Origin of the sequence: Tepidimonas fonticaldi (assembly GCF_001675355.1) — a bacterium.
GTDB classification, from domain to species: domain Bacteria; phylum Pseudomonadota; class Gammaproteobacteria; order Burkholderiales; family Burkholderiaceae_C; genus Tepidimonas; species Tepidimonas fonticaldi.
In genome coordinates, this window is record NZ_LZDH01000065.1 from 369544 (window position 1) to 395522 (window position 25979).

The window sequence follows — 25979 nt, forward strand, 5'->3', positions numbered from 1 at the left end:
CCCGGCGCCCGATCCCATGTTCAAGTGGCTGCTCGTCATCGCCGTCGTCGTGCTGGGGTACGTGTGGTGGCGACACCAACGCCAACTGGCGGCACACGAACGCGCCGCTGAACGGAACCGACAGACCAGCGCCCGCCCCGGCGCGGCACAGCCCGACACCATGGTCCGTTGCCGCCACTGCGGCGTGCACCTGCCGGCCGCCGACGCCGTGCGCGGCGGGCTCGGCCCCTATTGCAGCGATGAACACCGCCGCCTCGCCGAAGGCTGAGGACACCGACAGCCCCCCCTTCGCCCCGTCGTGGTACGCGCCGGCGGGCCCGGACGCCGCGATACACCCGTGGCCCCCTTCTGCGACGGGGGAGGACGGCCCCGTCTCCCCCCGGCTGTGGCGGCTGCTGATGGGCGCGCGGCTGCTCGTGGCCGCAGCGTTGCTCCTGCTGCAAGCCGCCGCCTGGTGGTACGGCAACGGCCCGGGCTGGATCGTCGCCGTGTGCGGCGCGCTGGTGCTGATCAGTGCGGCCGCCGTCGCCCTGCCGCCCGTGTCGGCGCGCGGCGGGGTCGGTGCGCCGCGCTGGCTGCTGACCGTCTGGGCCGATCTGGGCGTATTCGCGGTTCTGCAGGTCTTCGCGCCGGGCAACCTCAATTTCACGCCCTTGTTCGTGTGGCCGGTGCTGTTGGCCGCCGTCATCGGCCCGCGGCTGCTCGCGCTGGGGTGCGCCGCCGCCGGCACGCTGACGCTGCTGGCGGCGGCCTGGCACGACGGCCGCGGCGCGCTGGCCACCGCCGAATGGATGCAGGCGGGCGTGACCGGCAGCGGCCTGTTCATCGTGGCGTGGCTGGCCAGCCACCTGACCGCGCGCCTGGTCGGCGAGCACGACGCCGCACGGCGCAGCCAGCAACTGGCCGATCTGCACCGCCAAATCAATCGCCTGATCGCCACCGGTCTGGGCGAAGGCATCGTCGTCATGGCGGCGGGCGGCGCCATTTGGTACGCCAACCCCGCGGCCGCGCGCATGGTGGGAGTGGACCTCCCGGCATCCGACCCCACACGCGAAGCCGACGACGCCACGGGCGCCGGGCGCTGGCTGCGCCAAACCCCGGCATGGCCGCCGCTGGCCGCCTGGGCCCGCGCAAGGCTGCGCCGGCTGTCGGGCCCTGCCCCCAGCGGTCGGCCCGTCCCGTCGAGTGAACTCACCCTGCCCCTGCCCAGCGGCGCGCAGAGGCGCGTGCGGGTGCGCTTGCACCCACTGGGCGCGCCCCAGCGGCCGGAGGCGGCCGTGCTGTTCCTGGAAGACCTGCACGCCATCGAGCAGCGCGTGCGCACCGAAAAGCTCGCCGCCATGGGCCGCATCTCCGCCGCCGTCGCGCACGAAATCCGCAACCCGCTGGCCGCCATCGCCCAGGCCAGCGCCCTGCTGCATGAGGACGAGGCCACGCCGGCCCAACGGCACCTCATCGGCTTGATCGAGCAGAACGTGCGGCGCCTCAACCGCACCGTGGACGATGTGCTGGAGACCGCGCGCATCCCCTGGCCCGACCACCAGCCGCCCCTGCCCGCGCTGCCACTGGATCAGGCGGTGGACGACGCCTTGGCGGACTGGCTGCGCCAGCGGCCCCAGGGGGCGCGGCTGCAGCGCGACGCCCGGGCGGGTGAGGCCACCATCGCCTTCGACCCGGAACACCTGCGGCGCGTGTTGGTCAACCTGCTGGACAACGCAGACCGCCACGCCAGCGCTGCCGCAGGCGCCATCCGGGTGGAAACCGCGGTCGATGGGGGACAGGCCCGCCTGACCGTCTGGAGCGACGGCGACGACATCCCCGCCCCGGTGCGCGAGCACCTGTTCGAGCCGTTTGCCTCCTCCTACAGCCGCTCCAGCGGGTTGGGTCTGTACCTGTCGCGGGAGCTCTGCCAGCGCTACCATGCCGACCTGAGCCACGAACGCAGCCCGCGCGAGGGCCGCCCCGGCAATGCCTTCGTGATCCGCCTGCCCGCCGCCGACGCCACCGCATGACCCCCCGCGAGGCCCCCACCCTGCTCATCGTCGAGGACGAACCCGACCTGCGCCAGTTGTACGAGTTGGCGCTGGTCAAGGTGGGCCTGGCCGTCGACGCCGCGGGCGATCTGGCGCAGGCGCGCGCCCACCTGGCCCAGCGGCGCTACAGCGCCGTCGTGACCGACATGCGGCTGCCCGACGGTACGGGGCTGGACCTGCTGCGCGACCTGGCGCGTGACGGCCGCGGGGAGCGCGCCATCGTCATCACGGCCTACGGCTCGGCCGACAATGCGGTGGAAGCGCTCAAGGCCGGCGCCTTCGACTACCTGACCAAACCGGTCGCGCCCGCCCGGCTGCGGCAGGCCATCGCCACCGCCCTGGCCGCCGCTCAACCGGGCGGGGGCACCCTGGGCACGGCCAACCCGGCAGAGCGCCCCGCGGGGGCGGCGGGGGGCGAGGCCGTCCTACCCCCCGGTGACGGTCCGGCCGCGCTGCAGCGCCTGATCGGCACTTCCCCCGCCATGCAGGCGGTGCGGCAGACCATCCAGCGCGTCGCGCGCACCATGGCGCCGGTGCTGGTGACGGGCGAATCCGGCACCGGCAAGGAGCTGATCGCCCGCGCCCTGCACGCCTGCAGCCACCGCGCCGGCGGCCCGTTCGTCGCCGTCAACTGCGGTGCGATCCCGGCCGACCTGCTGGAGAGCGAACTGTTCGGCCACCGCCGCGGTGCCTTCACCGGCGCAAGCGCCGACAAGCCCGGCCTGTTCCAGGCCGCCGCGGGCGGCACCCTGTTTCTGGACGAGGTGTCCGACCTGCCGCTGCCCATGCAGGTCAAGCTGCTGCGCGCCCTGCAGGAGCGCGCCGTGCGCCCGGTCGGCGCCACCGCGGAAGAGGCGGTGGACGTCCGCATCGTCAGCGCCACCCACAAGGATCTGGCCCGGCTGGTGCAGACGGGACAGTTTCGGCACGACCTGTACTACCGCCTGAACGTCATCCCCATCCACGCCCCGGCGTTGCGCGAGCATCGCGAGGACCTGCCGGAGCTGGCCGCCGCCCTGCTGACCCAGTTGGCCCAGCGCGACGGTCTGCCCCAAACCCCCAGCCTCACCCCCGCGGCGCTGCAGCGCCTGCAGGCGCACCCCTTCCGCGGCAATGTGCGCGAGCTGGAAAACCTGCTGGAGCGAGCGCTGGCGCTGCACCCCGGCCCCACGCTGGACGCGCCGGCGTTCGACCTGGAGGCCGCCGCGGACCCCTTTGGGGCTGACCCCGGCCCTCACCCCCCACCACCACCCGGCACCGACCCCGCCCCCGACGGCGAAGCGCCCCTGCCGCGCGCGCAACTGGAGGCCCTGCTGCACCGCAACCGCTGGAACCAATCGCGCACCGCGCGCGAGCTGGGCTGGACGCTGGCCAAGCTGCGCTACTGGATGCAGCGCATGGGGTTGGGGTGATCCGGCCATCTTTGACGAACCCGCGCCAGGACGCCCATGACCTCTCCCCTCGAAGGCCGCCTCGTCGTCGCCATTTCCTCCCGCGCGCTGTTCGACTTCGAGGCCGAAAACCGCGTCTTTGAGGAGGGCGACGACCGCGCCTACATGCAACTGCAACTGCAGCGGCTGGACCAGCCGGCCGCGCCGGGCGTGGCGTTTTCGCTGGTGCGCAAGCTGCTGGGCTTCAACGACGCGCGGGCGCAGCGGGTGGAGGTGGTCATCCTGTCGCGCAACGATCCGGTGTCGGGCATGCGGGTGTTTCGCTCCGCCACGCACTACGGGCTGCCCATCCAACGCGGTGTATTCACGCGCGGCGCGCCGCCGTGGCGCTACCTGCGCCCGCTGCGGGCCAACCTGTTCCTGTCGGCCAACCTGGACGATGTGCGCGCGGCGCTGGACGCGGGCGTGCCCGCCGCGCAGGTGTATCCGCACGCACAGCGCGCGTCGGAGGCGCACCCGCACGAGGTGCGCATCGCCTTCGACGGCGACGCGGTGCTGTTTTCCGACGAGGCGGAGCGGGTGTTTCAGGCCCAGGGCTTGGACGCTTTTCAGGCGCACGAAAGCGCCAAGGCCACGCAGCCGCTGCCGGGCGGGCCGTTCAAGCCGCTGCTGCAAGCGCTGCACCGGCTGCAGCAGGAGGGCACCGACACCATGCGCATCCGCACGGCGCTGGTCACGGCGCGCAGTGCCCCGGCGCACGAGCGCGCCATCCGCACGCTGATGGATTGGCACATCGAGGTGGACGAGGCACTGTTTCTGGGCGGCTTGCCCAAGGGCGAATTCCTGCGCGAGTTCGAGCCGGACTTCCTCTTCGACGACCAGACGCGCCATGTGCACAGCGCCGCCGAGCATGTGCCGGCCGGTCATGTGGCCGCGGGCGTGGCGGGCGGCATCGCGGTGGGATAATGCCCGCATGATCACCTCGGTTCTGGCCATTGCCGCCGGTGCCAGCGTGGGGGCCCTTGTGCGCTGGAGGCTGGGGCTCGCGCTGAATGCCGTGCTGCCGCACCTGCCGCTGGGCACGTTGACCGCCAACTGGATCGGCGGCTATGCCATCGGGGTGGTGGCGGCGTTTTTTCTGCACCACCCGGACATCGCGCCGGCGTGGCGGCTGTTCGCCGTCACGGGCCTGCTCGGCGGGTTGACGACGTTTTCCAGCTTTTCCATCGAAATGACCTCGCTGCTGCAGGACGGCAAGCTGCTGTGGGGGCTGGCCGGCATCTGCCTGCACGTGGGGGGATCGCTGGTGCTGACGGCGCTGGGCATGGCCACCTACGCCTGGTGGCGCGCCGTGTGACCAGACCCGCCCCGACCTTCGCCCGTTTTTCGCGATGACGACCTCCTCCCCCTCCCCCGACCCGCTGGCCCAGCGCTTCGTGCAGTTTGCGCTGGAAGCCGGCGTGCTGCGCTTTGGTGAGTTCAAGACCAAGGCCGGGCGCCTGAGCCCCTACTTCTTCAACGCCGGCTTGTTCGACGACGGTGCCAAGCTCGGGCGGCTGGCGGAGTATTACGCCGAGCGCATTCTGGCCAGCGGCGTGGCGTTCGACATGATCTTCGGCCCCGCCTACAAAGGCATTCCGCTGGCCGCGGCGGTGGCGGTGGAACTGGCGCGGCGCGGCCACAACAAGCCCTTTGCCTTCAACCGCAAAGAGGCCAAAGACCACGGCGAGGGCGGCACGCTGGTCGGCGCCCCGCTGCGCGGGCGGGTGCTCATCATCGACGATGTGATGAGCGCGGGCACCGCGGCGCGCGAGTCGATCGCACTCATCCGTGGCGCGGGCGCCACACCGCACGCCATGGCGATCGCGCTGGACCGGCAGGAGATGGCCACCGAGGTCGGCCCCGATGGCACCGTGCGCGACGTGCCCTACAGCGCCGTGCAGTATGTCCAGCGCGAGCTGGGCCTGGCGGTGTGCGCCATTGCCAAGTTGGACGATTTGCTCCAATATCTGCTGCAGCAGGACGACTCTGCCGTGCGGGCCCACCGCGAACGGGTACAGGCCTACCGCGCGCGATACGGCGTGGCGTGATCCGGCGCGCCGTCGGCGGGATCGGCCCCTTTCACCCGTTTGCACAAAGATAACGGGGTAGCACCCCGCCCGCCGATCATGCCCATGCCCCGTCCGCCCTGCCCGGTCCGCGTCCGCGCCCCCCACGGTTGGTTGATCGCCGGGGCCGTGGCGTTGGGGGTGCCGTGCGAAGCAGGGGCGCAAAGCACCGCGCCCCGGCCCGCCTCCGGGGCCATTTACACCTGCATCGACGCACAGGGCCGGCTGCTGTCGTCGGACCGGCCGATTGCCGAGTGCCGCGACCGCGTGCAACGGGAGCTGACCCCGACCGGCACGGTGCGGCGGGTCATCCCGCCCCCGCCCACGCCCGAGGAGCGCGAGCGCGAGGCCGCGCGTCAGCGCAGCGAGGCCGAGGCCGCCGCACGCGCGGCGGAAGAACGCCGGCGCGAACAACTGCTGCTGGCGCGCTACCCGGACGAAGCCACGCACCAACGTGCCCGCGCCGCCGCCTTGCAGCAGGTGCAGGCCGTCATCGACAGCGCCCGGCAGCACACCGCGCAGCTCGAGCGCGAAAAACAGCGGCTGGACGAGGAACTGGAGTTCTACCGCCGCGACCCGGCGAGCGCACCGCCGGCGCTCAAGCAGCGCATGGCGCAAAACGCCGAGCAGCGGCAACTGCAGGCGCAGTTTCTGGCCGATCAGGAGCGCGAGAAGACCCGCATCGAAGAACGCTACGACGCCGAGCTGCGCACCCTGCGCCGGCTGTGGGCCGCCCCCGATGCAGGCCCCTCTGCGCCCGCCGCGAGCGGGCCGGCGCAGGGGCCCGCCCCAACCCCTATCCGCTGATCCCCGCTCGGCACCGTCGGCCGCCGCCCGGCGTCACCCCAGCGCGCGCTTGAGCAGTTCGTTGACCTGCTGCGGATTGGCCTTGCCCTGGGTGGCTTTCATCACCTGCCCGACCAGCGCGTTGAAGGCCCTGTCCTTGCCGGCGCGGTATTCGGCCACGTTCTTCTCGTTGGCGGCGATCACCTGGGCAATGATCGCCTCCAACGCGCCGGTGTCGTTCATCTGCCGCAGGCCCTTGGCCGCAATGACCGCATCCACCCGGGCCAGCGCCGCCGATCCATCTTGCACGCCCACCGGCTCGGCCCAGAGCGCATCGAACACCTGCTTGGCCGCATTGTTGGACACCGTGCCGTCGCTGACGCGCTGCAGCAGCGCCCCCAGCAGCACCGGCGCCACCGGACAGGCCTCGATGCCGATCTCCGCCGCGTTGAGCCGGCGCGAGACCTCGCCCATGATCCAGTTGCTCGCGGCCTTGGGCGCGGCGCCGGCGCGCACCGTGGCTTCGAAGTAGGCCGCCATGGCCGGGCTCTGGGTCAGGGTGGTGGCATCGTAGTCGGGCAGGCCGTGTTCGCGCACCAGGCGCTCGGCCATCGCCCGCGGCAGCTCGGGCATCTCGGACTGCACACGGGCCACCCAGTCGGCAGGGATCACCAGGGGCGGCAGGTCCGGGTCGGGGAAGTAGCGGTAGTCGGCCGCATCCTCCTTGGTGCGCATGGCGCGCGTCTCGCCCGTGTCGGGGTCGAACAGCACCGTCGCCTGCTCGATGGCATGGCCATCCTCCAGCTGCTCGATCTGCCAGCGCACCTCGTAGTCGATGGCCTGCTGCATGAACTTGAAGCTGTTGAGGTTCTTGATCTCGCGGCGCGTACCCAGCGGCTGGCCGGGCTTGCGCACGGACACGTTGGCGTCGCAGCGGAACGACCCCTCCTGCATGTTGCCGTCGCAGATGCCGATCCAGGTGACGATTTTGTGCAGCTCTTTGGCGTAGGCCACGGCCTCGGCGCTGGAGCGGATGTCCGGCTCGGTCACGATCTCCAGCAGCGGCGTGCCGGCGCGGTTGAGGTCGATGCCGCTCATGCCGTGGAAGTCCTCGTGCAGCGACTTGCCGGCGTCCTCCTCCAGGTGGGCGCGCACCAGGCGCACGGTGCGCAGCTCGTCGCCCAGGTAGAACTGGATCGCCCCGCCCTGCACCACGGGGATCTCATACTGGCTGATCTGGTAGCCCTTGGGCAGGTCCGGGTAAAAGTAGTTTTTGCGCGCGAACACGCTGCGCGGCGCCACATGCGCCCCGACCGCCAGGCCGAAGCGGATCGCGCACTCGACGGCGGCGCGGTTCATGACCGGCAGCGTGCCCGGCAGCGCCAGATCGACGGCGCAGGCCTGGGTGTTGGGCGCGGCGCCAAAGGCCGTGGCGGCGCGGCTGAAGATTTTGCTGCGCGTGGCGAGCTGGGCATGGGTCTCGAAGCCGATGACGACCTCGTAGCCCTGGACGAGAAACGATGCGCTGGTCATGGATCAGGCCTGACGCGAGAGGGTGACGCTGGCCGGGGCACGGGTGTGCCAGTCGGTCGCGCGCTGGAACTGATGGGCCGCGTGCAGCAGGCGCGACTCGGCCAGGTGCGGCCCGATGAGCTGCAGGCCCACCGGCAAACCGCCCGCGCCAAAGCCGGCCGGCACGCTCATGCCCGGCAACCCCGCCAGCGACGCCGGCAGGGTATAGATGTCGGCCAGATAGGCCGACAGCGGATCGTCCGCCTTGTCGCCGATGGCCCAGGCGACGGTGGGCGCCACCGGCCCGGCGATCAGGTCGCATTGCTCGAACGCGCGCAGGAAGTCCTCCGCGATCAGGCGGCGGATCTGCTGCGCCTTGAGGTAGTAGGCGTCGTAGTAGCCGTGGGAGAGCACATAGGTGCCGATGAGGATGCGGCGCTGCACCTCGGCCCCGAACCCCTCGCTGCGCGAGCGGCGGTACATGTCGAGCAAATCGGTGTACTCGGCCGCGCGGTGGCCATAGCGCACCCCGTCGTAGCGGCCGAGGTTGGAGCTGGCCTCGGCCGGGGCGATGATGTAGTAGGCCGGGATGGCCAGTTCGGTGCGCGGCAGGCTGACGTCCACCAGCGTCGCGCCCAGGCGCTCGAACTCCGCCAGCGCGGCGCGCACGGCGGCCTGTACATCGGCGCTGCAACCGGCACCAAAAAACTCCGTCGGCAGGCCGATGCGCAACCCCTGCAGCGGGCGGCCCGCGCTGGCCCCGGGCAGCGGCTCGTCCAGCCCACGGGTGTAGTCCTCGGCCGGGCGATCCAGGCTGGTGGAGTCGCGGTCCGGGTCGGGCCCGGCCATGGCCGACAGCAGCAGCGCACAGTCCAGCGCCGAGCGCGCGATCGGCCCGGCCTGATCCAGGCTGGAGGCATAGGCCACCATGCCGTAGCGCGAGCAGCGGCCGTAGGTCGGCTTGATACCGGTGACGCCGCAAAATGCGGCCGGCTGGCGGATCGAGCCGCCCGTGTCCGTGCCCGTCGCACCCGGCACCAGCCGCGCGGCCACCGCGGCGGCCGAACCGCCGGACGATCCCCCCGGCACGCGCGCGGGATCCCAGGGGTTGCGCGCCGGGCCGAACGCGGAATTGTCGTTGCCCGAGCCCATGGCGAACTCGTCGCAGTTGAGCTTGCCCAGCGTCACCGCGCCGGCGCCGGGGTGCCCGTCGGCACCCCCGCCCAGCCGGGCCACCACGGTGGCATCGAACGGGCTGCGGTAGCCGGCCAGCATGCGGCTGCCCGCCGTGGTCGGGAAGTCGCGCGTGACGAAGACGTCCTTGTGCGCGATCGGCACGCCCAGCAGCGGGGTGTGCTCGCCGCGCGCGCGCCGCTCGTCGGCCTGGCGCGCCTGGGCGAGACTGGCCGCCTCGTCCACGGCCAGGAAAGCGCCCAGCCCCTCGTGCGCGCGCACGCGCTGCAGCAGCGCCTGGGTGGCCTCGACGCTGGAGACCCGGCCCGCGGCCAGCGCGGCCGCCAGCTCGGCCACGCCCATCTGGTGCAGATCCATGCTCATTCGATCACCCGGGGCACGAGGTACAGGCCGTCCTCGACGGCGGGGGCGCTGGCCTGGTTGGCCTCGCGGCGGTCGGGCTCGCTCACGACGTCGTCGCGCAGCCGCAGCGCCACGTCGGTGAACACCTCCACCGGGTGCGCGAGCGGCACGACGCCCGTGGTGTCCACGGCCTTCATCTGCTCGACGATGTCGAAAAACGCATTGAGCTGGCCAAGCATGCGCTCGGCCGTCGGGCCGTCGAGCGCCAGCCGCGCCAAATGCGCGAGGCGGTCGACATCCTGTAAGGTCAGTGACATGGTGTAACGCGGCGCGTTGGTAAAGCGGGTGAGAAGTGCCTTGCGGTATTATCTCGGGTTTCACGATACGGCCTGCCCGCTTCCTGGCGCCCACCCCTTGCAGGCAGGCTGCACAGGACCTCACACACCATGTTCGAATCCCTGCGTCGGCATTTTTCGACCGACCTTGCCATCGACCTGGGCACGGCCAACACGCTCATCTATGTGCGCGGCAAGGGCATCGTGCTGGACGAGCCTTCCGTCGTGGCCATCCGCCACGAGGGCGGCCCCACCGGCAAAAAGACCATCCAGGCCGTCGGCAAAGCCGCCAAGGCCATGCTTGGCAAGGTGCCGGGCAACATCGAAGCCATCCGCCCGATGAAGGACGGGGTCATCGCCGACTTCACCGTCACCGAGCAGATGCTCAAGCAGTTCATCAAGATGGTGCACCCGCGCTCCATGCTCAAGCCGAGCCCGCGCATCATCATCTGCGTGCCGTGCGGCTCCACCCAGGTGGAGCGGCGCGCCATCCGCGAGTCGGCGCTGGGCGCCGGCGCCTCGGAGGTCTACCTGATCGAAGAACCGATGGCCGCGGCCATCGGCGCCGGGCTGCCGGTGGCCGATGCGGCCGGCTCGATGGTGGTGGACATCGGCGGCGGCACCACCGAGGTCGGCGTCATCAGCCTGGGCGGCATGGTCTACAAGGGCAGCGTGCGCGTCGGCGGCGACAAGTTCGACGAGGCCATCATCAACTACATCCGCCGCAACTACGGCATGCTGATCGGCGAGCCCACCGCCGAGCTGATCAAAAAGACCATCGGCAGCGCCTTCCCTGGCTCCGAGGTCAAGGAGATGGAGGTCAAAGGCCGCAACCTCTCCGAGGGCGTGCCGCGCAGCTTCACCATCAGCTCCAACGAGGTGCTGGAGGCGCTGACCGACCCCATCAACAACATCGTCAGCGCCGTCAAGACCGCACTGGAGCAAACCCCGCCGGAGCTGGGCGCCGACATCGCCGACCGCGGCATGATGCTGACCGGCGGCGGCGCGCTGCTGCGCGACCTGGACCGCCTGCTCAACGAGGAGACCGGCCTGCCCGTGTTCGTGGCCGAGGACCCGCTGACCTGCGTGGTGCGCGGCTGCGGCATGGCGCTGGAGCAGATGGACCGGCTGGGCCACAGCATCTTCACCAGCGAGTGACGGACCGCTCGCGGCCCCCGTCGCCGACCGCCGCTTAGCCATCCGCCATGCCGCTGGGCACCGTCGACCGCACGCCGCCCCCCTTCTTCAAGCAGGGCACACCGGCTCTGACGAAGCTGCTCGTCCTGAGCGCCCTGGCGGTGCTGCTGATGGTGGTGGACGCCCGGCTGCGCTGGGCGGCCCCCTTGCGCGCGGGGGTGGCGACGGTGCTCTACCCCGTACAATGGCTGGCGCTGCAGCCCGTGCGCGCCGTGCAGTGGGTGGGGCAGCACTTCGCGTCGCTGCAGGCCGCCCAGCGCGATGCCAGCGAGGCGCGCGCGCAGCTCGCGCAGCAGGCCGAGCGCGCCGGCTTGGTCGAACACCTGGCTCAGGAAAACCGCGAGCTGCGTCGCCTGCTCGGCCTGCGCGAGCGCGTCTCGCCATCGGCCCAAGGGGCCGAAATCCTGTACGCGCTGCCGGACCCCTATGTACCCGCCGTGGTGATCGACCGCGGGGCGCTGCAGGGCGTGCGCGAGGGGGCGCCGGTGATGGACGGCTTTGGCGTGCTGGGGCAGGTCACGCGCGTCTACCCCGGCACCAGCGAGGTGACGCTGCTGGCCCACCGCCAGCTCGCCATCCCCGTGCTCAACACCCGCACCGGCGAGCGCTATCTGGCCTACGGCAACGGCAGCCGCGACGAGCCCGGGCTGAGCCTGCGCTTCGTGCCGGTGCAGACGGCCACCCGAGCCGGCGACGCGCTGGTGACCAGCGGCATCGATGGCCTGTATCCGCCGGGGCTGCCGGTGGCGACCGTCAGCACGGTCAGCACCGAGGGGCATGAGGGCTTTGCCCAGGTATTGGCCGAGCCCGCCGCCCGCATGCGCGACGCGCTGCACGTGCTGGTGCTGCAGCCGGCGCAGGGGGATGCGCCGGCCCCGACGACGGAGCGCCGTCCATGATCCTGCCGCGCGGACAGGCGCTGCTGCTGCCGGCCAACCCGGTCTTCATCTGGGGATCGCTGGCTGCGGCGTTTTTGCTGCAGGTGCTGCAGGGGCAGCTCACGGCCGCGGCGTGGCTGCCGGACTGGGTGGCGCTGGTGCTGGTGTTTTGGACCATCCACCAGCCGCTGCGCATCGGCGTGGGCGTGGCGTTCGTCGCCGGGCTGTGCGTGGATGTGCACCAGGGGGTATTGCTGGGCCAGCATGCGCTGGCCTACACCGCCATGGGCTATCTGGCCGTGACGCTGCACCGGCGGGTGCTGTGGTTCGACCTGCGCGGCCAGACGCTGCATGTGCTGCCGCTGTTTGCGGTGGCGTTTGGTTTGCAGGCGCTGGTGCGGCTGCTCGCCGGCCACGGCGATCCCCCCGCGCTGGCCTGGATCGCCCCGCTGCTGACGGCCGCGTTGTGGATGCCCGCGACCTGGATCCTGCTGGCCCCACAGCGTCGCGCGCACGACCCGGACGAGACCCGTCCCCTCTGACCACCCTCACCCCCTGCCAGCGGCGATGACCGAGTACCAAGACGCCGATATCCGCATCGCGCGCTTTCGCTGGCGCGCGTGGGTGGCGCTGGCGGCGGTGGTGGGGGCGTTCGGTCTGCTGGCGCTGCGCGCCTGGCATCTGCAGATCCGCGAGCACGAACGCTACGCCGCCCAGGCCGAGGGCAACCGCACGGCGGTGCTGCCCATCACCCCCCCGCGCGGGCGCATCGTCGATCGCAACGGCATCGTGCTGGCCGAAAACCTGCCCGTCTATGCGCTGGAGATCGTGCCCGCCCGCACCCCGGATCTGGACGGCACGATCGAGCGCTTGAGCGAATGGGTGTCGATCACGCCGCGCGACGTGCAGCGCTTTCGCCGCCTGCTCGCGGAGTCCAAGCGCTTCGATTCCATCCCGCTCAAAACCCGCCTGAGCGAGGAGGAGATGGCCCGGATCGCCGCCCGCCTGTGGATGCTGCCTGGGGTGGAAATCCAGGCCCGGCAACTGCGGCGCTACCCGCTGGGCCCGACGGCGGCGCATGTGCTGGGCTACATCGGCCGCATCAGCCAGCGCGACCGCGAAGCGATGGACGACTGGCCCGAGGACAAGGTGGCCAACTACCGCGGCAGCACGCACATCGGCAAGCTGGGCGTGGAGCTGGCGCAGGAGGACCGGCTGCACGGCCGCACGGGGTTCGAGCGGGTGGAGACCTCTGCCTCGGGACGCGCCGTGCGCCGCCTGGACGTGACCCCACCCCAGGCGGGCGAGACCGTGCGGCTGTCCATCGACGTGCGCCTGCAGCACCTGATCGAGCGGCTGTACGGCGAGCGCCGCGGGGCGCTGGTGGCGCTGGACACCCAGACCGGCGAGGTGCTGGCCCTGGTCAGCATGCCCAGCTTCGACCCCAACCTGTTCGTCGATGGCATCGACGTCGACAACTGGCGCGCACTCAACGAATCGCTGGATCGCCCGCTGCTCAACCGGGCGCTGCGCGGCACCTATCCGCCCGGCTCCACCTACAAGCCGTTCATGGCGTTGGCGGCGCTGGAGCTGGGCCTGCGCACGCCGCAGACCGCGATTCACGACCCCGGCTACTGGATGCTGGGCAACCACCGCTTCCGCAGCCACGGCGAGCACGCGCTGGGCATGGTGGACCTGCGGCGCAGCATCGTCCTGTCCAGCAACGTCTACTACTACACGCTGGCGCACGAAATGGGCGTGCAAGCCATCCACGACTTCATGGCGCCGTTGGGCTTTGGGCAGCTCACGGGCATCGACCTGCCTGGCGAGGTGCGCGGCATCCTGCCCAGCCCGGCGTGGAAGCGCGCCACCTACCGCACGCCCGAGCAGCAGCGCTGGCACCCGGGCGAGACGATCTCGCTGGGCATCGGCCAGGGCTACAACAGCTTCACCATGATGCAGCTCGCCACCGCCATGGCCGCGCTGGCCAGCGGGGGGACGCGGCAGACGCCGCACGTCGTGCTGGAGACGCTCGCCCCCGGACCGGACGGGGGCGTGACCTCGTCGCGGGTGCAGCCGCCGGGCCGGCCGCTGGGCTACCGGCCCGCGCATGTGCAGACCGTGCTGGACGCCATGGCCGCCGTGACCACCGAGGGCACGTCGGCGCGGGTATTCGCCGGCGCGCCGTACCGCAGCGGCGGCAAGACGGGCACGGCACAGGCCGTTACCATCGGCCAGCGCGAGAAGTACGACGCCCGCCGGCTCGCCGAATTCCAGCGCGACCACTCGCTCTATGTCGCGTTCGCGCCGGCCGAAGCGCCGCGGGTGGCGCTTGCCGCCATCGTGGAAAACGCTGGCTTTGGCGCGACCCACGCCGCCCCCATCGCGCGCCGGGTCTTCGACTACCTGCTGCTGGGCCTGTACCCGAGCGAGGAGGACATCGCAGCCACGCAGCGGGGCCAGAGCGCCGCGCCCATCGGCGTGCCGCGCCGCATCCAGGACGTGCCCTGGCCGCCCGCGGATCAGGGCGCGGCGCCGTAAGCGTCCCAGGTGGTTTTGGCAATCAGGACGGCGACCACGGTGATGAACACCCCGCGCACGAAGCCCGTGCCGTGCTTGAGCGCCAGCCGCGTCCCCAGCAGGCTGCCGGCCACGTTGGCGACGGCCATGGCCAGGCCGTAGTGCCACCAGACGTGCCCCTTCCACGCAAACAGCGCCACCGCCGCCACGTTGGACGTGGTGTTGAGCAGCTTGGCCGAGGCGCTGGCGCTCAAAAAATCGTAACCCAGCCAGCGCACGAACAAAAACACGAAGAAGCTGCCCGTGCCCGGGCCGAAGAAGCCGTCATAGAACCCGATGGTGCCGCCCACCGCACACGCGGCCAGCGTCTCGGCCCGGCCGGCGTAGCGGGGCCGGTGGTGCAGGCCCAAATCCTTTTTGGCCAGGGTGTAGAGCAGCACGGCCCCCAGGATGAAGGGCAAGGCCCGCCGCAGCAGCTCCGCCGAGACCTGCGTCACCACCCACGCGCCCAGCCAGGCGCAGACCAGGCACACCACCGCCGCGGGCAGCAGGGCCGACCAGCGCATCTGCACCCGCCGCGCATAACGCCACGTGGCGGTCGCCGTGCCCCAGACCGAGGCGCTTTTGTTGGTGCCCAGCAAGGTCGCCGGCGGCGCGTGCGGAAACACCGCAAACAGCGCCGGCACCAGAATCAGCCCGCCGCCGCCCACGATGGAATCCACAAAGCCAGCCAGCAGCGAGGCGCTCGTCAAGATCAGCCATTCCATCCCCCCGATTGTCGCCTGCGCCCCCGCCGCCCCCTGTCGCACACACCATCGCGCGCACAAAAAAGGCCCGGGTGCCTGTGGCAGCCCGGGCCCAACCCCCAGAGACGATGGGTGTCTGGCGAGACGATATCGATCAGCGGTTGTAGGCCGACTCGCCGTGGCTGGTGATGTCCAGACCCTCGCGCTCTTCCTCTTCGGTGACGCGCAGGCCCAGGATCATGTCCACGATCTTGTAGGCGATCACGGCCACGACCGACGACCACACCATCGTGATGATCACGCCTTCGGCCTGCACCCAGAGCTGGTGCGCGATGCTGAAGTCCTCGGCCCCGGTGCCGCCCAGGCCCGGCGCGGCAAACACGCCGGTCAGCAACGCGCCGACGATACCGCCCACCCCGTGCACGCCGAACACGTCCAGCGAATCGTCCGCGCCCAGCATCTTCTTGAGGCCCGTCACGCCCCACAGGCACAGGAAGCCCGCGGCCAGACCGATCACGATGGCACCCATCGGGCCCACCGAGCCGCACGCCGGCGTGATCGCCACCAGGCCCGCCACCGCGCCGGAGGCCGCGCCCAGCATCGAGGCCTTGCCCTTCAGCAGCGCCTCTCCGATCGCCCAGGCCAACACCGCCGCGGCCGTGGCCACCAGCGTGTTCAGGAAGGCCAGCGCCGCACCGGCGGACGACTCCAGGTTGGAGCCGGCGTTGAAGCCGAACCAGCCCACCCACAGCAGCGAGGCGCCCACCATCGTCAGCGTCAGGCTGTGCGGCGGCATGGCCTCACGGCCGTAGCCGATGCGCTTGCCCAGCATGTAGGCGCCCACCAGGCCCGCCATGGCGGCGTTGATGTGCACCACCGTGCCACCGGCGAAGTCCAGCGCGCCCTTGCCGAGCAGGTAGCCGCCCGGGCCCCAGACCATGTGCGCGATCGGCAGGTAGCTGAACGTGAACCAGATGGCGCTGAACAGCAGCACCGCGCCAAACTTGATGCGCTCGGCAAACGAGCCCACGATCAGCGCGCAGGTGATGCCCGCGAACGTGGCCTGGAACGCGACGAAGATCAGCTCGGGGATCTTGACGTTCTCGGTGAAGGTGTCGGCCAGCGACGCCGTCGTCACCCCTTTGAGGAACACCTTGTCCAAGCTGCCGATGATGGCCCCCTCGCCGCCAAAGGCCAGGCTGTAGCCGTACAGCGCCCACAACACGGTGATCAGCGAGAACACCATCAGCACTTGCATCAGCACCGACAGCATGTTCTTGCTGCGCACCAAGCCGCCGTAAAAAAGCGCCAGGCCCGGAATCACCATCATGATGACCAGCAAGGTCGAGGTCATCATCCAGGCCACGTCGCCCTTGTCCACCGTCGGCGCGGCGGGGGCCGCGGGCGCCGCCTCGGCCGCGGCGGGGGCCGCTTCCGCAGCCGCCGGTGCGGCGGCCGCGCCATCGGCCGGCGCGGCCTGGGTGGCCACCGGCGCATCTTTGGGCGCCTCGGCCGTTTGGGCCAGCGCAGCGCCGCCCCACATCAGTCCGAGGCCTAGACACAGGCTCATCAGCAGTTTTTTCATGGGAATCCCCTTGAGGCTTTGGGAACGTGAGGGTTCGGTGGAATCAGAGGGCGTCGGCGCCGGTCTCGCCGGTGCGGATGCGGATGACCTGCTCGATCGGGAAGACGAAAATCTTGCCGTCGCCGATCTTGCCGGTGCGGGCGGCCCCTTCGATGGCCTCCACCACCCGATCGACGAGGGTGTCGGCCACGGCCGCCTCGACCTTGACCTTGGGCAGAAAGTCGACCACGTACTCCGCGCCGCGGTACAGCTCGGTGTGGCCCTTTTGGCGACCGAAGCCCTTGACCTCGGTGACGGTGATGCCCTGCACGCCGATGGCCGAGAGCGCCTCGCGCACCTCGTCCAGCTTGAAGGGCTTGATGATGGCGGTGACCAGTTTCATGGCAGTCCTTTCCTTGGGGTTGCTCGCCTTGCTGCTTGGCTCCGCAACCCGTCAAGCACAAGCCGTGCCAACCACCGAACGCCCGCCGGTCACCGGTGCCGTGGCATCATGTCGATGAGCAGCGATCGAACGGACAGGGAGGACGACCGACCATGGGTTTGTGCGTGGTGCGCAGCCGCACCCTCGTGGGGCTTGCGGCGCAGCCGGTGCATGTCGAGGTGCATCTGGCCAATGGCCTGCCCAGCTTCACCCTCGTGGGGCTGGCCGACACCGAGGTCAAAGAGGCGCGCGAGCGCGTACGCTCCGCCATCCAGAACAGCGGGCTGGAGTGGCCCTCCTCCCGGCGCATCACGGTCAACCTGGCGCCGGCCGATCTGCCCAAGGAGTCCGGCCGCCTCGATCTGCCCATCGCCCTGGGCATCCTCGCGGCCAGCGGCCAGCTCGATCCGCAAGCGCTGGCCCACCACGAATTCGCGGGGGAGCTGTCCCTCAGCGGCGCCTTGCGCCCCGTCCGCGGCGCGCTGCCCATGGCACTGGCGCTGCGCACCGAGATGGCCCGTGGCGCCCCGGAGGCCGCGCTGGTCCTGCCCGCGGCGAGTGCGGAGGAGGCCGCGCTCGTCCCCGGGGTGACCGTCTACCGGGTGGAGCATCTGCTCGACGTGGTGCGGCGCTACCCGGCGGCCGGCACCCCCGCGGTGGACGGCACCGGGTTGGGGTGGCAGCGGGCCGCCCGATGCACCACATCAGTGCATGACGACGCCCCAGTCCCGGATCTCGCGGACATCAAGGGCCAGGCGGCGGCCCGCCGCGCGCTGGAGATTGCCGCCGCCGGTGGCCACAGCCTGTTGCTGTCCGGCCCGCCGGGGACCGGCAAGTCCATGCTGGCGCACCGGCTGGCGGGTCTGCTGCCGCCGCTGAGCGACGACGAGGCGCTGGAGACCGCCGCGATCGCCTCGCTGGTGGGGCGGTTTCGGCCCGAGGCCTGGCGCCGTCGCCCGATGGCTGCCCCGCACCACAGCGCCAGCGCCGCGGCGCTGGTCGGCGGCGGCTCGCCGCCGCGGCCCGGCGAAATATCGCTCGCCCACCACGGCGTGCTGTTTCTGGACGAACTGCCGGAGTTTGCGCGCGGTGCGCTCGAAGCCCTGCGCGAGCCGCTGGAAACCGGCACGGTGCGGCTGTCGCGCGCCGCGCGGCAGGTCGAATACCCGGCGCGCTTTCAGCTCGTGGCCGCCATGAACCCCTGCCCCTGCGGCTACCTGGGGTCCACCACCCGCGCCTGCCGCTGCACGCCGGATCAGATTCAGCGCTACCGCAACCGGCTCAGCGGCCCGCTGCTCGACCGCCTCGACCTGCAGGTCGAGGTCCCGGCGCTGCCCGCCGACGTGCTGCTGTCCGCGCCCCCGGGCGAGCCGTCGGCCACCGTGCGCGAGCGGGTGCGCGCCGCCCGCGACCGGGCCCAGGCGCGCCAGGGCCACCCCAACCACGCCCTGCAGGGCGATGCGCTGCTGCGCCACGCCGCAGCCGACGAGGCCGCCCGCCGGCTGCTGCAACAGGCGGCCGCCCGGCTGGGCTGGTCCGGCCGGGCCACGCACCGCGCGCTGCGCGTGGCGCGCACCATCGCAGATTTGGCCGGCTGCCCGCAGGTGGAGCCCGCCCATGTGGCCGAAGCGCTGCAGTACCGTCCTGCCGCGGCGGGAATGCCGCCATAATCGCTCGCACCGCCTCGACCACGCTGCCGCCCCATGCTTGCCGCCGCCTCGGCCGACCCCGCCCCCCAACCGACTGCCGCCGACGGCAAGCCCCTGCCTCCGCTGCGCTGGCCCACGCCACCCTACATCGGCTACGGCGGCGCCGACGCGGCCGGCCAACCCCAGGCCTGCGAGGTGGAGGGCGTCAACGGCCAGACCCGCCCCTGCCTGTTGATCGCGCTGGAGCCCGAGCGCCGCGTCGCGCACATCCAGGTACCGCCGTCGCGCACGGTGATGCCGCTGCGCTTCGATATGTTCCGCCGCCTGACGCTGACCGAGCCGCTGGCGCCGGTGGAGCTGACCGATACCCAGCCGCCGGACAGCACCTTCGAGGCCCTGGTGCGCTACCGGCCCCGCCTGCCCTACCGCCTCACGCTCGCGGACGGCTCCACGCGCGAGGGGGTCACCATCGGGCAGGTGGAATCGGACGCCGGGGTCTTTCTGTTCGAGCCCATCGACGACGACGACCGCGTGCGGCGGACCTTTCTGCCGCGCGAGGCCTACCGCGAGCTGCACGTCGGCGAGGCCATCGGCCGCGTGCTGGTGGAGCAGCAGGCCCTCACCCCAGAGCAGGTGGAAATCGCCGCCCGCGAACAGGAGGCCATGCGCCAGCGCAAGCTGGGCGACTATCTGGTGATCAAGGAGGTCGTCAAGCCCGAGCAGCTCCTCATGGCGCTGGAGGAGCAGCACCGCATGCCGCTGGTGCGCATCGGCGAGGCGCTGACGGCGCTCGGCTTCATCAGCCCAGACCAACTGCAGGAGGCGCTGGAGAAGCAAAAAAAAGAGCGCAGCGTCCCCCTGGGCGAACTGCTGGTGCAAAGCGGCCAGCTCACGCGCGAGCAGCTGCGCATCGCGCTGGCGCGCAAGATGGGCTACCCGGTCGTCGATCTGAAGCAGTTTCCCATCGACGCCGACGCGCTGCGCCGGGTGCCCCTGGCCACCGCACGCAAGCTGCGCATCGTGCCGCTGCTGTGGCGCGCCGGCACGCTCATCATCGCGGCCGAAGACCCCTCGCGCCGCGCCACCATCGACGAGCTGGAGTTTTTGCTGCAGTGCAAAGTGGTGCCGGTGCTCTCCAGCAGCGCCCTCGACAACCGCACCATCAGCGAGGCCTACGCCCGCTTCGGGCTGGACAGCGGCGCTCCCCCGGTAGCCGATGCCCCCAGCGGGGCCGAAACGTCCTCCGAGCAGCTGCTCGAATCGCTGGAGCTGGGCGCCGAGGACGATGCCGATGCCCACGCCCCGGTCGAGCAGTCCGACAACTCGCTGGTGCGCCTGATCAACACCATCATCATCGAGGCCTACCAGCAGGGGGCGTCGGACATCCACATCGAGACCCACCCCAACCGGCGCAAGGTGCGCATCCGCCTGCGCAAGGACGGCCGCCTGCGCCCTTACATGGAGCTGCCCCCCACCTACCGGGCGGCGCTGGTCGCGCGCATCAAGATCATGTGCGAGCTCGACATCTCCGAGCGCCGCAAGCCGCAGGACGGCAAGATCGACTTCGCCAAATTCTCGCCGCAACACCGGCTGGAGCTGCGCGTGGCCACCATCCCCACCTACGGCGGGGCCGAGGACGTGGTGCTGCGCATCCTGACGTCGGCCAAACCCCTGGCCGTGGACGAGCTGGGGCTGACCCGCGAGAACCACGCGCAGCTGCTGCAAGCCGTGCAACGGCCGCACGGCATGGTGCTGTGCGTCGGGCCGACGGGCTCGGGCAAGACCACCACGCTGCACTCGCTGCTGCAGCACATCAACACCCCGGACCGCAAGATCTGGACGGCGGAGGACCCGATCGAAATCGCCAACCCCGACCTGCGCCAGATCCAGATCAACCCGCGCATCGACTGGACGTTTGGCAAGGCGCTGCGGGCGCTGCTGCGGGCCGATCCGGACGTCATCATGGTCGGCGAAATCCGCGACGAGGAAACGGCACAGATGGCCATCGAGGCCTCGCTGACCGGCCACCTGGTGCTGTCCACCCTGCACACCAACAGCGCGGCGGAAACCGTGGTGCGGCTGCTGGACATGGGTATGGATCCGTTCAACTTTGCCGACTCGCTGGTGGCGGTGCTGGCGCAGCGGCTGGTGCGCCGCCTGTGCCCCCAGTGCATGCGGCGGGAGCCCGCCACGGACACCGAGCTGGAGGAGCTGCTCGAGGACTATCGGCACGCCTTCCCCGAGGATCTGCGCCCCACGGCCGAGGCGGTGCAGGCGGAATGGCGCGTCCACCTAGCGGGGGACGCGATGCCCCAACTGGGCCGCCCCGTGGGCTGCCCCGCGTGCGACCACAGCGGCTACAAGGGGCGCACCGGCATCCACGAGCTGCTGACCATCGACGCAGCCCTGCGCCGCCTGATCCAGACCAAGGCCCCATCCGAGGCACTGCAGCACGCGGCCGTGGCCCAGGGGCACTTTCGCACCTTGCGCCAGGACGGGATCCTGAAGGTGCTGCAGGGCCTCACGACCATCGACGAAATCCGGGCCAGCACGGCGCACTGAGCGGGGGGGCCGAACGGGGGATCAAAGGGAACCCCCCGGGCAGCCCCCAGACTGGGACTCGCGGGTCAGCGCGCCGCCGTGGCCGCAGCATCCGGCGGCGTCCAGCCGCCGCCCAGGGCTTTGAACACCTCCACCGTCGCCGCGAGCTGCGCCCGGCGGTTGGACAGCACCTGCAATTGGGCGGCGTTGGCGCTGCGCTGCGCATCCAGCAGCTCCAAATGGCCCACATAGCCGGCATCGAAGCGCCGGCGCGCCAGGTCCAGCGCCTGATCGGCCGCCCGGGCGGCGGCCAGCACCTCGGGCTCCGACTCGCGCGCCGCGCGCAGATTGGCCAGCGCCTGCGCGACGTCCTTGAACGCCGTCTGCACCGCACCCTGATAGGCAGCCAGCGCTTCGCGCTGGCGGGCCTCGGCCTGCTCTACCCGCGCGCGCCGCAGTCCGGCGTCGAAGATCGGCCAGTCCAGCGCCACCCCCAGCGTCCAAATGCGGGATGCGCCACGCAACAGGTCGGACAGCGCCGCGCTCTCGCCCCCCGCCAGCCCGGTCAAGGCAATCGACGGGAACAGCGCGGCCCGGGCGACGCCGATCTGGGCCTGCGCCGCCACGAGCTGCTGTTCGGCCTGGCGCACGTCCGGGCGCCGCTCCAGCAAGGCCGAGGGCAGCCCGGCCGGTGGCACGGGCGGCCGCGGCAGGTCGCGCACGGGGGCCGCCTCCAGCACCAAGCCGGGTTCGCCCACCAGCAGCGCCAGCTGGGCCTGGACCTCGGCGCGCTGGCGTTGCAGCTCATTCAACTGAACGGCCGCCTCGGCGCGCGCGCCCTCGGCCTGCGCGATCTCCAGCCGGCTGCCCAGCCCATGCTCCAGGCGCAATCGCAGCAGCCGCAGCGACTCGTCGCGGGTGCGCAGGGTCTCGCGCGTCAGGGCGATCTGTTCGTCCAGCGTGCGCAGGGCAAACTCGCCCTGCGCCACCAGCCCCGCGACGGTCTGCCGCACCACCTCCTGCGCGTAGCGGCTGGCCAGCACCTCGGCCCGGGCGGCCTCCGACGCGCGGCGCAGCCGCCCCCAAAAATCCAGCTCGAATCCGGTGGACAACGCCAGCCGCTGCCGATCGACGGTGCTGCCGCCCCCCGCTTGTCCGGTGGTGGCGCTGGTGCGGCTGCGCGTGGCGCTGCCTTGCGCATCCACCCCGGGCCAACGGGCGGCGTCGGCCTGCATCCCCAGGGCCTCGGCCTGCTCCACCCGGGCCACCGCCTGAAGGATGTCGGCGTTGTGGGCCAGCGCGCGCTCGACCAGGTGCGTCAGCCGCTCGTCACCAAACTGCGTCCACCAATCGGGTGCCACCGTCGCCGCTGTCGGGGTCTGGGCTGGGACCGCATCGTCCAGCGCCTGCGGATACTGCGCCGGCAGCGCGATCTGCGGACGCTGATAATCGGGGCCGACGGCGCAGCCGGCCAATGCCCCCACGGCCAGCCAGGCGACCAACCCAGCGCCCGGCCGGACAGCCCCCGGGGCCTTGCGCCCCATGACAGCGCCGTCCGCCGGGCGGCGCAAGGCGCCATCGCGCGAGCAAAACGTCGTCATACCGGCAACTCCTCGGTCTCGGCCGGGGTGTGGGTGTGCTGCGGCCGCGGCTTGCGCGCCAGCAACGCAAAGAACAGCGGCACGAAGATCGGGGCCACGAAGGTGGCCACCAGCATGCCCCCAAACACCCCGGTCCCCATCGACTGCCGCGCGGCCGCGCCGGCCCCCGTGGCCAGCACCAGCGGCACCACGCCCAGCACGAAAGCCAGCGATGTCATGACAATGGGCCGAAACCGCAGCCGCGCCGCCTCCAGCGCGGCGTCGGCGGCCTTCTTGCCGTGCTCCATGCCCTGCATGGCGAACTCGGCAATCAGGATCGCGTTCTTGGCCGCCAGGCCGATCAGCACCACCAGGCCGATCTGGAAGTAGATGTCGTTTTGCATGCCGCGCAACCACACCGCCAGCAATGCCCCCGTGACGGCGAACGGCACGGCCAGCACCACCGCAAACGGCACCCCCCAGCGCTCGTACAACGCCGACAGGATCAGATACACCATCACCAGCGCAAAGCCAAAGGCGAACACCGACGCGCTGCCGGTGCGCTTTTCCTGGAAGGCCTGCCCGGTCCACTCGGTGCTGTATCCCGGCGGCAGCACCTCGCGCGCCACGGCTTCCACCGCCGCGATCGCCTCGCCGGAGCTGTAGCCCGGCTTGGCATTGCCCATCACCTTGGCGGCGACATAGCCGTTGTAGCGCTCGAGCTGCTCGGCCCCGACGACGGTGTCGACCTGAATCAGCGCCTTCAGCGGGATCATCTGCCCGCTCGTTTGCGAACGCACATACAGGCGGCCCAGATCCTCCGGCCGCGCGCGGTACGGCGCATCGGCCTGCATCGTCACCCGGTAGGTGCGCCCCGCGCGGTTGAAGTCGTTGACATAGAGCGACCCCATCTGGGCCTGCAGCGCGGCAAACACCTCGTTGACCGGCACGCCCAGCGCCAGGGCCTTCTCCCGGTCCACCTCCACCCGCAACTGGGGCACTGTCGGGCGAAAGAAGGTCTGCGCCTTGGCCAGCACCGGATGGGCGTTGAGCGCGGTGATGAAATCCTGCGTCACCTGTGCCAGCCGCTGGGGGTCCGTCTCGCCACGGGCCTGGACGTACAGCTCGAAGCCGCCGGCCTGCCCCAGCCCCTGGATGCCGGGCGGGTTGAAAGCGAAGGCCAGCCCGTCCTTCAGCGCGAAGCCCATGCCGCTGACCTGTTGCGCGAGCTGCTGCGAGGTCTGCTGGCGCTCCTCCCACCGCTTCATGGGGATGAAGATGGTCGCGGCGTTGCTCTTGGCCCCACCGCCGATCAGGTCGAAGCCGTTGATGATGAAGAAGCTGTCGATGGCCGGGTTCTGCGCGTTCATCAGCCGCAACTGCTCGGTGGAGCGCTCGGTGCGCGCCAGCGTGGCGCCGTCGGGCAGCACCACGGCGGCGATGATGTAGCCCTGGTCCTCCTCGGGCACGAAGCTGCCCGGCACCCGCGAGAACAGCCAGGCCGCGCCGCCGAGCATCAGCGCAAAGAACCCGAGCGCCAGGATGCGGCGCTTGAGCGCCAGATCGACCGCGCCGAGAAAGCGCCGCGTGACCCAGTCGAAGCCCCGGTTGAAGGGCGCGAACAGCCGCTCGAGCCGCGTGTGGCCGTCATCGTGCGGCTTGAGCAGCAGCGCACACAGCGCCGGCGTGAGCGTCAGCGCCACCACGCCCGACAGCACCACGGCAATGGCCACCGTCACCGCGAACTGCCGGTACAACTGCCCCGCGATGCCACCCATGAACGCGACCGGAATGAACACCGCGCACAGCACCAGCACGATGCCCACCACGGCGCCCGAGACCTCGCGCATGGCCTCGATGGCGGCGGCCATCGGGCTCATCTTCTCCTCTCGCATCAGGCGCTCGACGTTCTCCAGCACCACGATGGCGTCATCCACCACGATGCCGATGGCCAGCACCATGGCAAACAGCGTCAGCGTGTTGATCGAGAAGCCGAACAGCCACAGGCCCGCGAAGGTGCCGATCAGCGACACCGGCACGGCGAGCATCGGAATCAGCGTGGCGCGCCAGGTCTGCAGGAAGACGAACACCACGATCAGCACGATCACGGCGGCCTCCAGCACCGTCTTGACCACCTCGTGGATCGAGGCCGAGACGAAGCGCGTGGTGTCGTAGGGGATGAGGTAATCCACGTCCTGCGGGAAGCGCTCGCGCTTGAGCTCGGCCATGCGCGCCTTGACGGCGTCACCCACGTCGAGCGCGTTGGCACCTGATTGCAGGAACACACCGATCGCGATCGCCGGCATGCCGTTGACCGTGCTGGACTGGTCGTAACTCTGCGCCCCCAGCTCGATGCGGGCCACGTCCTTTAGGCGCAGCACGCCGTTCGGGCCGGCCGCGCGCACGACGATCTCGCCGAACTCCTCGGGCTGCACCAGCCGGCCGCGCGCCGTCACGGTGTAGACCAGCTCCTGCCCCTTGGGCGCGGGTTCGGCGCCGATCTTACCCGCGGCGTACTGCGCGTTTTGGGCGTTCACCGCGGCGGCGACGTCCGCCGCCGTCACCCCGAGCTGCGCCATGCGGTCGGGCTGCAGCCACAGCCGCATCGAGTAGTCGCGCGCCCCGAACACCAGCACATCGGCCGTCCCCGGAATGCGCTTGAGCTCGTCCAGGATGTTCTGGGTGGCGTAGTTGGACAAAAACAGCTCGTCGTGCGTGCGCTGGGGGGAGTTCAGCGCGATGACGAGCAAGAAGTTCTGCGACCGTTTGGCCACCACCACCCCATTGCGGCGCACCTCGTCGGGCAGTCGGGGCGTGGCCAGTTGCACCCGGTTGTTGACATTGAAGGTGGCTTTGTCGATGTCGGTGCCGACCTCGAAGGTGGCGGTGATGGTCACCGTGCCGTTGGACGACGAAGTGGAGTTGAAATAGAGCAGGTTCTCCACGCCCGAGAGCTGCTCCTCGATCGGCGCGGCCACCGTGCGCGCCAGCGTCTCGGCCGAGGCGCCCGGGTAAGCGGCCGTGATGGTCACCGTCGGGGGCGCGATCTCCGGGTATTGCGCGATCGGCAGGATACGCAACGCCACCAGCCCGGCCAGCACGATGATGATCGACAGCACGGCCGCGAAGACCGGCCGCTCGATGAAAAATTTGGACGACAT

21 protein-coding genes are annotated in these 25979 nt (G+C 71.1%); 13 read left to right on the forward strand and 8 right to left on the reverse strand.

Annotated features, from left to right (window positions below):
* Positions 1–16 precede the first annotated feature (16 nt).
* From A9O67_RS12000 to A9O67_RS12030, 7 genes are all read left to right on the forward strand, one after another.
* Positions 17–268 (forward strand): PP0621 family protein, encoded by a 252-nt coding sequence (locus A9O67_RS12000; protein ID WP_068610565.1) that lies wholly within the window; start codon positions 17–19, stop codon positions 266–268.
* On the forward strand, positions 240–2012 hold the full coding sequence (locus A9O67_RS12005; RefSeq protein WP_156682313.1) for a two-component system sensor histidine kinase NtrB: 1773 nt from the start codon (positions 240–242) through the stop codon (positions 2010–2012). The genes A9O67_RS12000 and A9O67_RS12005 overlap by 29 nt, the downstream gene beginning before the upstream one ends.
* Complete coding sequence (locus A9O67_RS12010) at positions 2009–3445, forward strand: sigma-54-dependent transcriptional regulator (RefSeq protein ID WP_068610568.1); 1437 nt, start codon at positions 2009–2011, stop codon at positions 3443–3445. The genes A9O67_RS12005 and A9O67_RS12010 overlap by 4 nt, the downstream gene beginning before the upstream one ends.
* 36 nt (positions 3446–3481) lie before the next feature.
* On the forward strand, positions 3482–4390 hold the full coding sequence (locus A9O67_RS12015; protein ID WP_068610570.1) for a 5'-nucleotidase: 909 nt from the start codon (positions 3482–3484) through the stop codon (positions 4388–4390).
* A gap of 7 nt (positions 4391–4397) precedes the next feature.
* Positions 4398–4781, forward strand: a complete 384-nt coding sequence (gene crcB / locus A9O67_RS12020; protein ID WP_068610572.1) for a fluoride efflux transporter CrcB — start codon at positions 4398–4400, stop codon at positions 4779–4781.
* Between the two features lie 34 nt (positions 4782–4815).
* Complete coding sequence (gene pyrE, locus A9O67_RS12025) at positions 4816–5514, forward strand: orotate phosphoribosyltransferase (RefSeq protein ID WP_068610574.1); 699 nt, start codon at positions 4816–4818, stop codon at positions 5512–5514.
* A gap of 84 nt (positions 5515–5598) precedes the next feature.
* The gene (locus A9O67_RS12030; protein WP_143969527.1) at positions 5599–6339 is read left to right on the forward strand and encodes a DUF4124 domain-containing protein; all 741 of its coding nucleotides are present in this window, start codon (positions 5599–5601) and stop codon (positions 6337–6339) included.
* A gap of 33 nt (positions 6340–6372) precedes the next feature.
* Here A9O67_RS12030 and gatB read toward each other — a convergent pair whose 3' ends face one another.
* Genes gatB through gatC form a run of 3 tightly spaced genes read right to left on the reverse strand, consistent with a single transcriptional unit; the run spans position 6373 to position 9683 of the window.
* Entirely contained in the window at positions 6373–7851 is a 1479-nt protein-coding gene (gene gatB / locus A9O67_RS12035; protein ID WP_068610577.1) for an Asp-tRNA(Asn)/Glu-tRNA(Gln) amidotransferase subunit GatB, read from the reverse strand.
* A gap of 3 nt (positions 7852–7854) precedes the next feature.
* The gene (gene gatA, locus A9O67_RS12040) at positions 7855–9387 is read right to left on the reverse strand and encodes an Asp-tRNA(Asn)/Glu-tRNA(Gln) amidotransferase subunit GatA (RefSeq protein ID WP_068610579.1); all 1533 of its coding nucleotides are present in this window, start codon (positions 9385–9387) and stop codon (positions 7855–7857) included.
* Entirely contained in the window at positions 9384–9683 is a 300-nt protein-coding gene (gatC, locus tag A9O67_RS12045; RefSeq protein WP_068610581.1) for an Asp-tRNA(Asn)/Glu-tRNA(Gln) amidotransferase subunit GatC, read from the reverse strand. Before gatC ends, gatA begins: the two co-directional genes overlap by 4 nt.
* Before the next feature lie 129 nt (positions 9684–9812).
* Between gatC and A9O67_RS12050 the strand changes: the two genes are divergently transcribed.
* The 4 genes from A9O67_RS12050 to mrdA are packed head-to-tail and all read left to right on the forward strand — an operon-like array spanning position 9813 to position 14317.
* A complete protein-coding gene (locus tag A9O67_RS12050) occupies positions 9813–10859 on the forward strand; it encodes a rod shape-determining protein (protein ID WP_068610583.1) in 1047 nt (348 codons plus the stop codon).
* Between the two features lie 47 nt (positions 10860–10906).
* Positions 10907–11797 carry a rod shape-determining protein MreC gene (gene mreC, locus A9O67_RS12055; protein WP_068610584.1) on the forward strand — a complete coding sequence of 297 codons (891 nt, stop codon included), beginning with the start codon at positions 10907–10909 and terminating at the stop codon, positions 11795–11797.
* On the forward strand, positions 11794–12318 hold the full coding sequence (mreD, locus tag A9O67_RS12060) for a rod shape-determining protein MreD (RefSeq protein ID WP_068610587.1): 525 nt from the start codon (positions 11794–11796) through the stop codon (positions 12316–12318). Before mreC ends, mreD begins: the two co-directional genes overlap by 4 nt.
* A 25-nt stretch (positions 12319–12343) precedes the next feature.
* The gene (gene mrdA / locus A9O67_RS12065) at positions 12344–14317 is read left to right on the forward strand and encodes a penicillin-binding protein 2 (RefSeq protein WP_068610589.1); all 1974 of its coding nucleotides are present in this window, start codon (positions 12344–12346) and stop codon (positions 14315–14317) included.
* Here the strand turns inward: mrdA and A9O67_RS12070 are convergent.
* The 3 genes from A9O67_RS12070 to A9O67_RS12080 form a co-directional block, all read right to left on the reverse strand.
* Entirely contained in the window at positions 14299–15063 is a 765-nt protein-coding gene (locus A9O67_RS12070) for a TSUP family transporter (RefSeq protein WP_068610591.1), read from the reverse strand. The two genes, mrdA and A9O67_RS12070, sit on opposite strands and share 19 nt — an antisense overlap.
* 133 nt (positions 15064–15196) lie before the next feature.
* Positions 15197–16627: an ammonium transporter gene (locus A9O67_RS12075; protein WP_068610593.1), complete on the reverse strand. Its 1431-nt coding sequence runs from the start codon at positions 16625–16627 to the stop codon at positions 15197–15199.
* 43 nt (positions 16628–16670) lie between these two features.
* Positions 16671–17009 (reverse strand): P-II family nitrogen regulator, encoded by a 339-nt coding sequence (locus tag A9O67_RS12080; protein WP_068610594.1) that lies wholly within the window; start codon positions 17007–17009, stop codon positions 16671–16673.
* A gap of 152 nt (positions 17010–17161) precedes the next feature.
* Between A9O67_RS12080 and A9O67_RS12085 the strand changes: the two genes are divergently transcribed.
* Together A9O67_RS12085 and A9O67_RS12090 are read left to right on the forward strand one after the other, a co-directional pair.
* Positions 17162–18718, forward strand: coding sequence for a YifB family Mg chelatase-like AAA ATPase (locus A9O67_RS12085; RefSeq protein ID WP_068610595.1), 1557 nt, complete (start codon positions 17162–17164; stop codon positions 18716–18718).
* A gap of 33 nt (positions 18719–18751) precedes the next feature.
* Positions 18752–21259: a GspE/PulE family protein gene (locus A9O67_RS12090; RefSeq protein ID WP_082955561.1), complete on the forward strand. Its 2508-nt coding sequence runs from the start codon at positions 18752–18754 to the stop codon at positions 21257–21259.
* A 65-nt stretch (positions 21260–21324) separates the two neighbouring features.
* On the opposite strand, the gene A9O67_RS12095 is transcribed toward A9O67_RS12090, so the two are convergent.
* A complete protein-coding gene (locus A9O67_RS12095) occupies positions 21325–22839 on the reverse strand; it encodes an efflux transporter outer membrane subunit (protein ID WP_197484483.1) in 1515 nt (504 codons plus the stop codon).
* Positions 22836–25979: an efflux RND transporter permease subunit gene (locus A9O67_RS12100; RefSeq protein ID WP_068610596.1), complete on the reverse strand. Its 3144-nt coding sequence runs from the start codon at positions 25977–25979 to the stop codon at positions 22836–22838. Before A9O67_RS12100 ends, A9O67_RS12095 begins: the two co-directional genes overlap by 4 nt.

Excerpts from the sequence above, each read along its gene's own strand:
- A9O67_RS12000 (WP_068610565.1), top strand. The coding sequence starts at position 17 with ATGTTCAAGTGGCTGCTCGTCATCGCCGTCGTCGTGCTGGGGTACGTG.
- A9O67_RS12005 (WP_156682313.1), top strand. The coding sequence starts at position 240 with ATGAACACCGCCGCCTCGCCGAAGGCTGAGGACACCGACAGCCCCCCC.
- A9O67_RS12010 (WP_068610568.1), top strand. The coding sequence starts at position 2,009 with ATGACCCCCCGCGAGGCCCCCACCCTGCTCATCGTCGAGGACGAACCC.
- A9O67_RS12015 (WP_068610570.1), top strand. The coding sequence starts at position 3,482 with ATGACCTCTCCCCTCGAAGGCCGCCTCGTCGTCGCCATTTCCTCCCGC.
- crcB (WP_068610572.1), top strand. The coding sequence starts at position 4,398 with ATGATCACCTCGGTTCTGGCCATTGCCGCCGGTGCCAGCGTGGGGGCC.
- pyrE (WP_068610574.1), top strand. The coding sequence starts at position 4,816 with ATGACGACCTCCTCCCCCTCCCCCGACCCGCTGGCCCAGCGCTTCGTG.
- A9O67_RS12030 (WP_143969527.1), top strand. The coding sequence starts at position 5,599 with ATGCCCCGTCCGCCCTGCCCGGTCCGCGTCCGCGCCCCCCACGGTTGG.
- gatB (WP_068610577.1), bottom strand. The coding sequence starts at position 7,851 with ATGACCAGCGCATCGTTTCTCGTCCAGGGCTACGAGGTCGTCATCGGC.
- gatA (WP_068610579.1), bottom strand. The coding sequence starts at position 9,387 with ATGAGCATGGATCTGCACCAGATGGGCGTGGCCGAGCTGGCGGCCGCG.
- gatC (WP_068610581.1), bottom strand. The coding sequence starts at position 9,683 with ATGTCACTGACCTTACAGGATGTCGACCGCCTCGCGCATTTGGCGCGG.
- A9O67_RS12050 (WP_068610583.1), top strand. The coding sequence starts at position 9,813 with ATGTTCGAATCCCTGCGTCGGCATTTTTCGACCGACCTTGCCATCGAC.
- mreC (WP_068610584.1), top strand. The coding sequence starts at position 10,907 with ATGCCGCTGGGCACCGTCGACCGCACGCCGCCCCCCTTCTTCAAGCAG.
- mreD (WP_068610587.1), top strand. The coding sequence starts at position 11,794 with ATGATCCTGCCGCGCGGACAGGCGCTGCTGCTGCCGGCCAACCCGGTC.
- mrdA (WP_068610589.1), top strand. The coding sequence starts at position 12,344 with ATGACCGAGTACCAAGACGCCGATATCCGCATCGCGCGCTTTCGCTGG.
- A9O67_RS12070 (WP_068610591.1), bottom strand. The coding sequence starts at position 15,063 with ATGGAATGGCTGATCTTGACGAGCGCCTCGCTGCTGGCTGGCTTTGTG.
- A9O67_RS12075 (WP_068610593.1), bottom strand. The coding sequence starts at position 16,627 with ATGAAAAAACTGCTGATGAGCCTGTGTCTAGGCCTCGGACTGATGTGG.
- A9O67_RS12080 (WP_068610594.1), bottom strand. The coding sequence starts at position 17,009 with ATGAAACTGGTCACCGCCATCATCAAGCCCTTCAAGCTGGACGAGGTG.
- A9O67_RS12085 (WP_068610595.1), top strand. The coding sequence starts at position 17,162 with ATGGGTTTGTGCGTGGTGCGCAGCCGCACCCTCGTGGGGCTTGCGGCG.
- A9O67_RS12090 (WP_082955561.1), top strand. The coding sequence starts at position 18,752 with ATGCTTGCCGCCGCCTCGGCCGACCCCGCCCCCCAACCGACTGCCGCC.
- A9O67_RS12095 (WP_197484483.1), bottom strand. The coding sequence starts at position 22,839 with ATGACGACGTTTTGCTCGCGCGATGGCGCCTTGCGCCGCCCGGCGGAC.
- A9O67_RS12100 (WP_068610596.1), bottom strand. The coding sequence starts at position 25,979 with ATGTCGTCCAAATTTTTCATCGAGCGGCCGGTCTTCGCGGCCGTGCTG.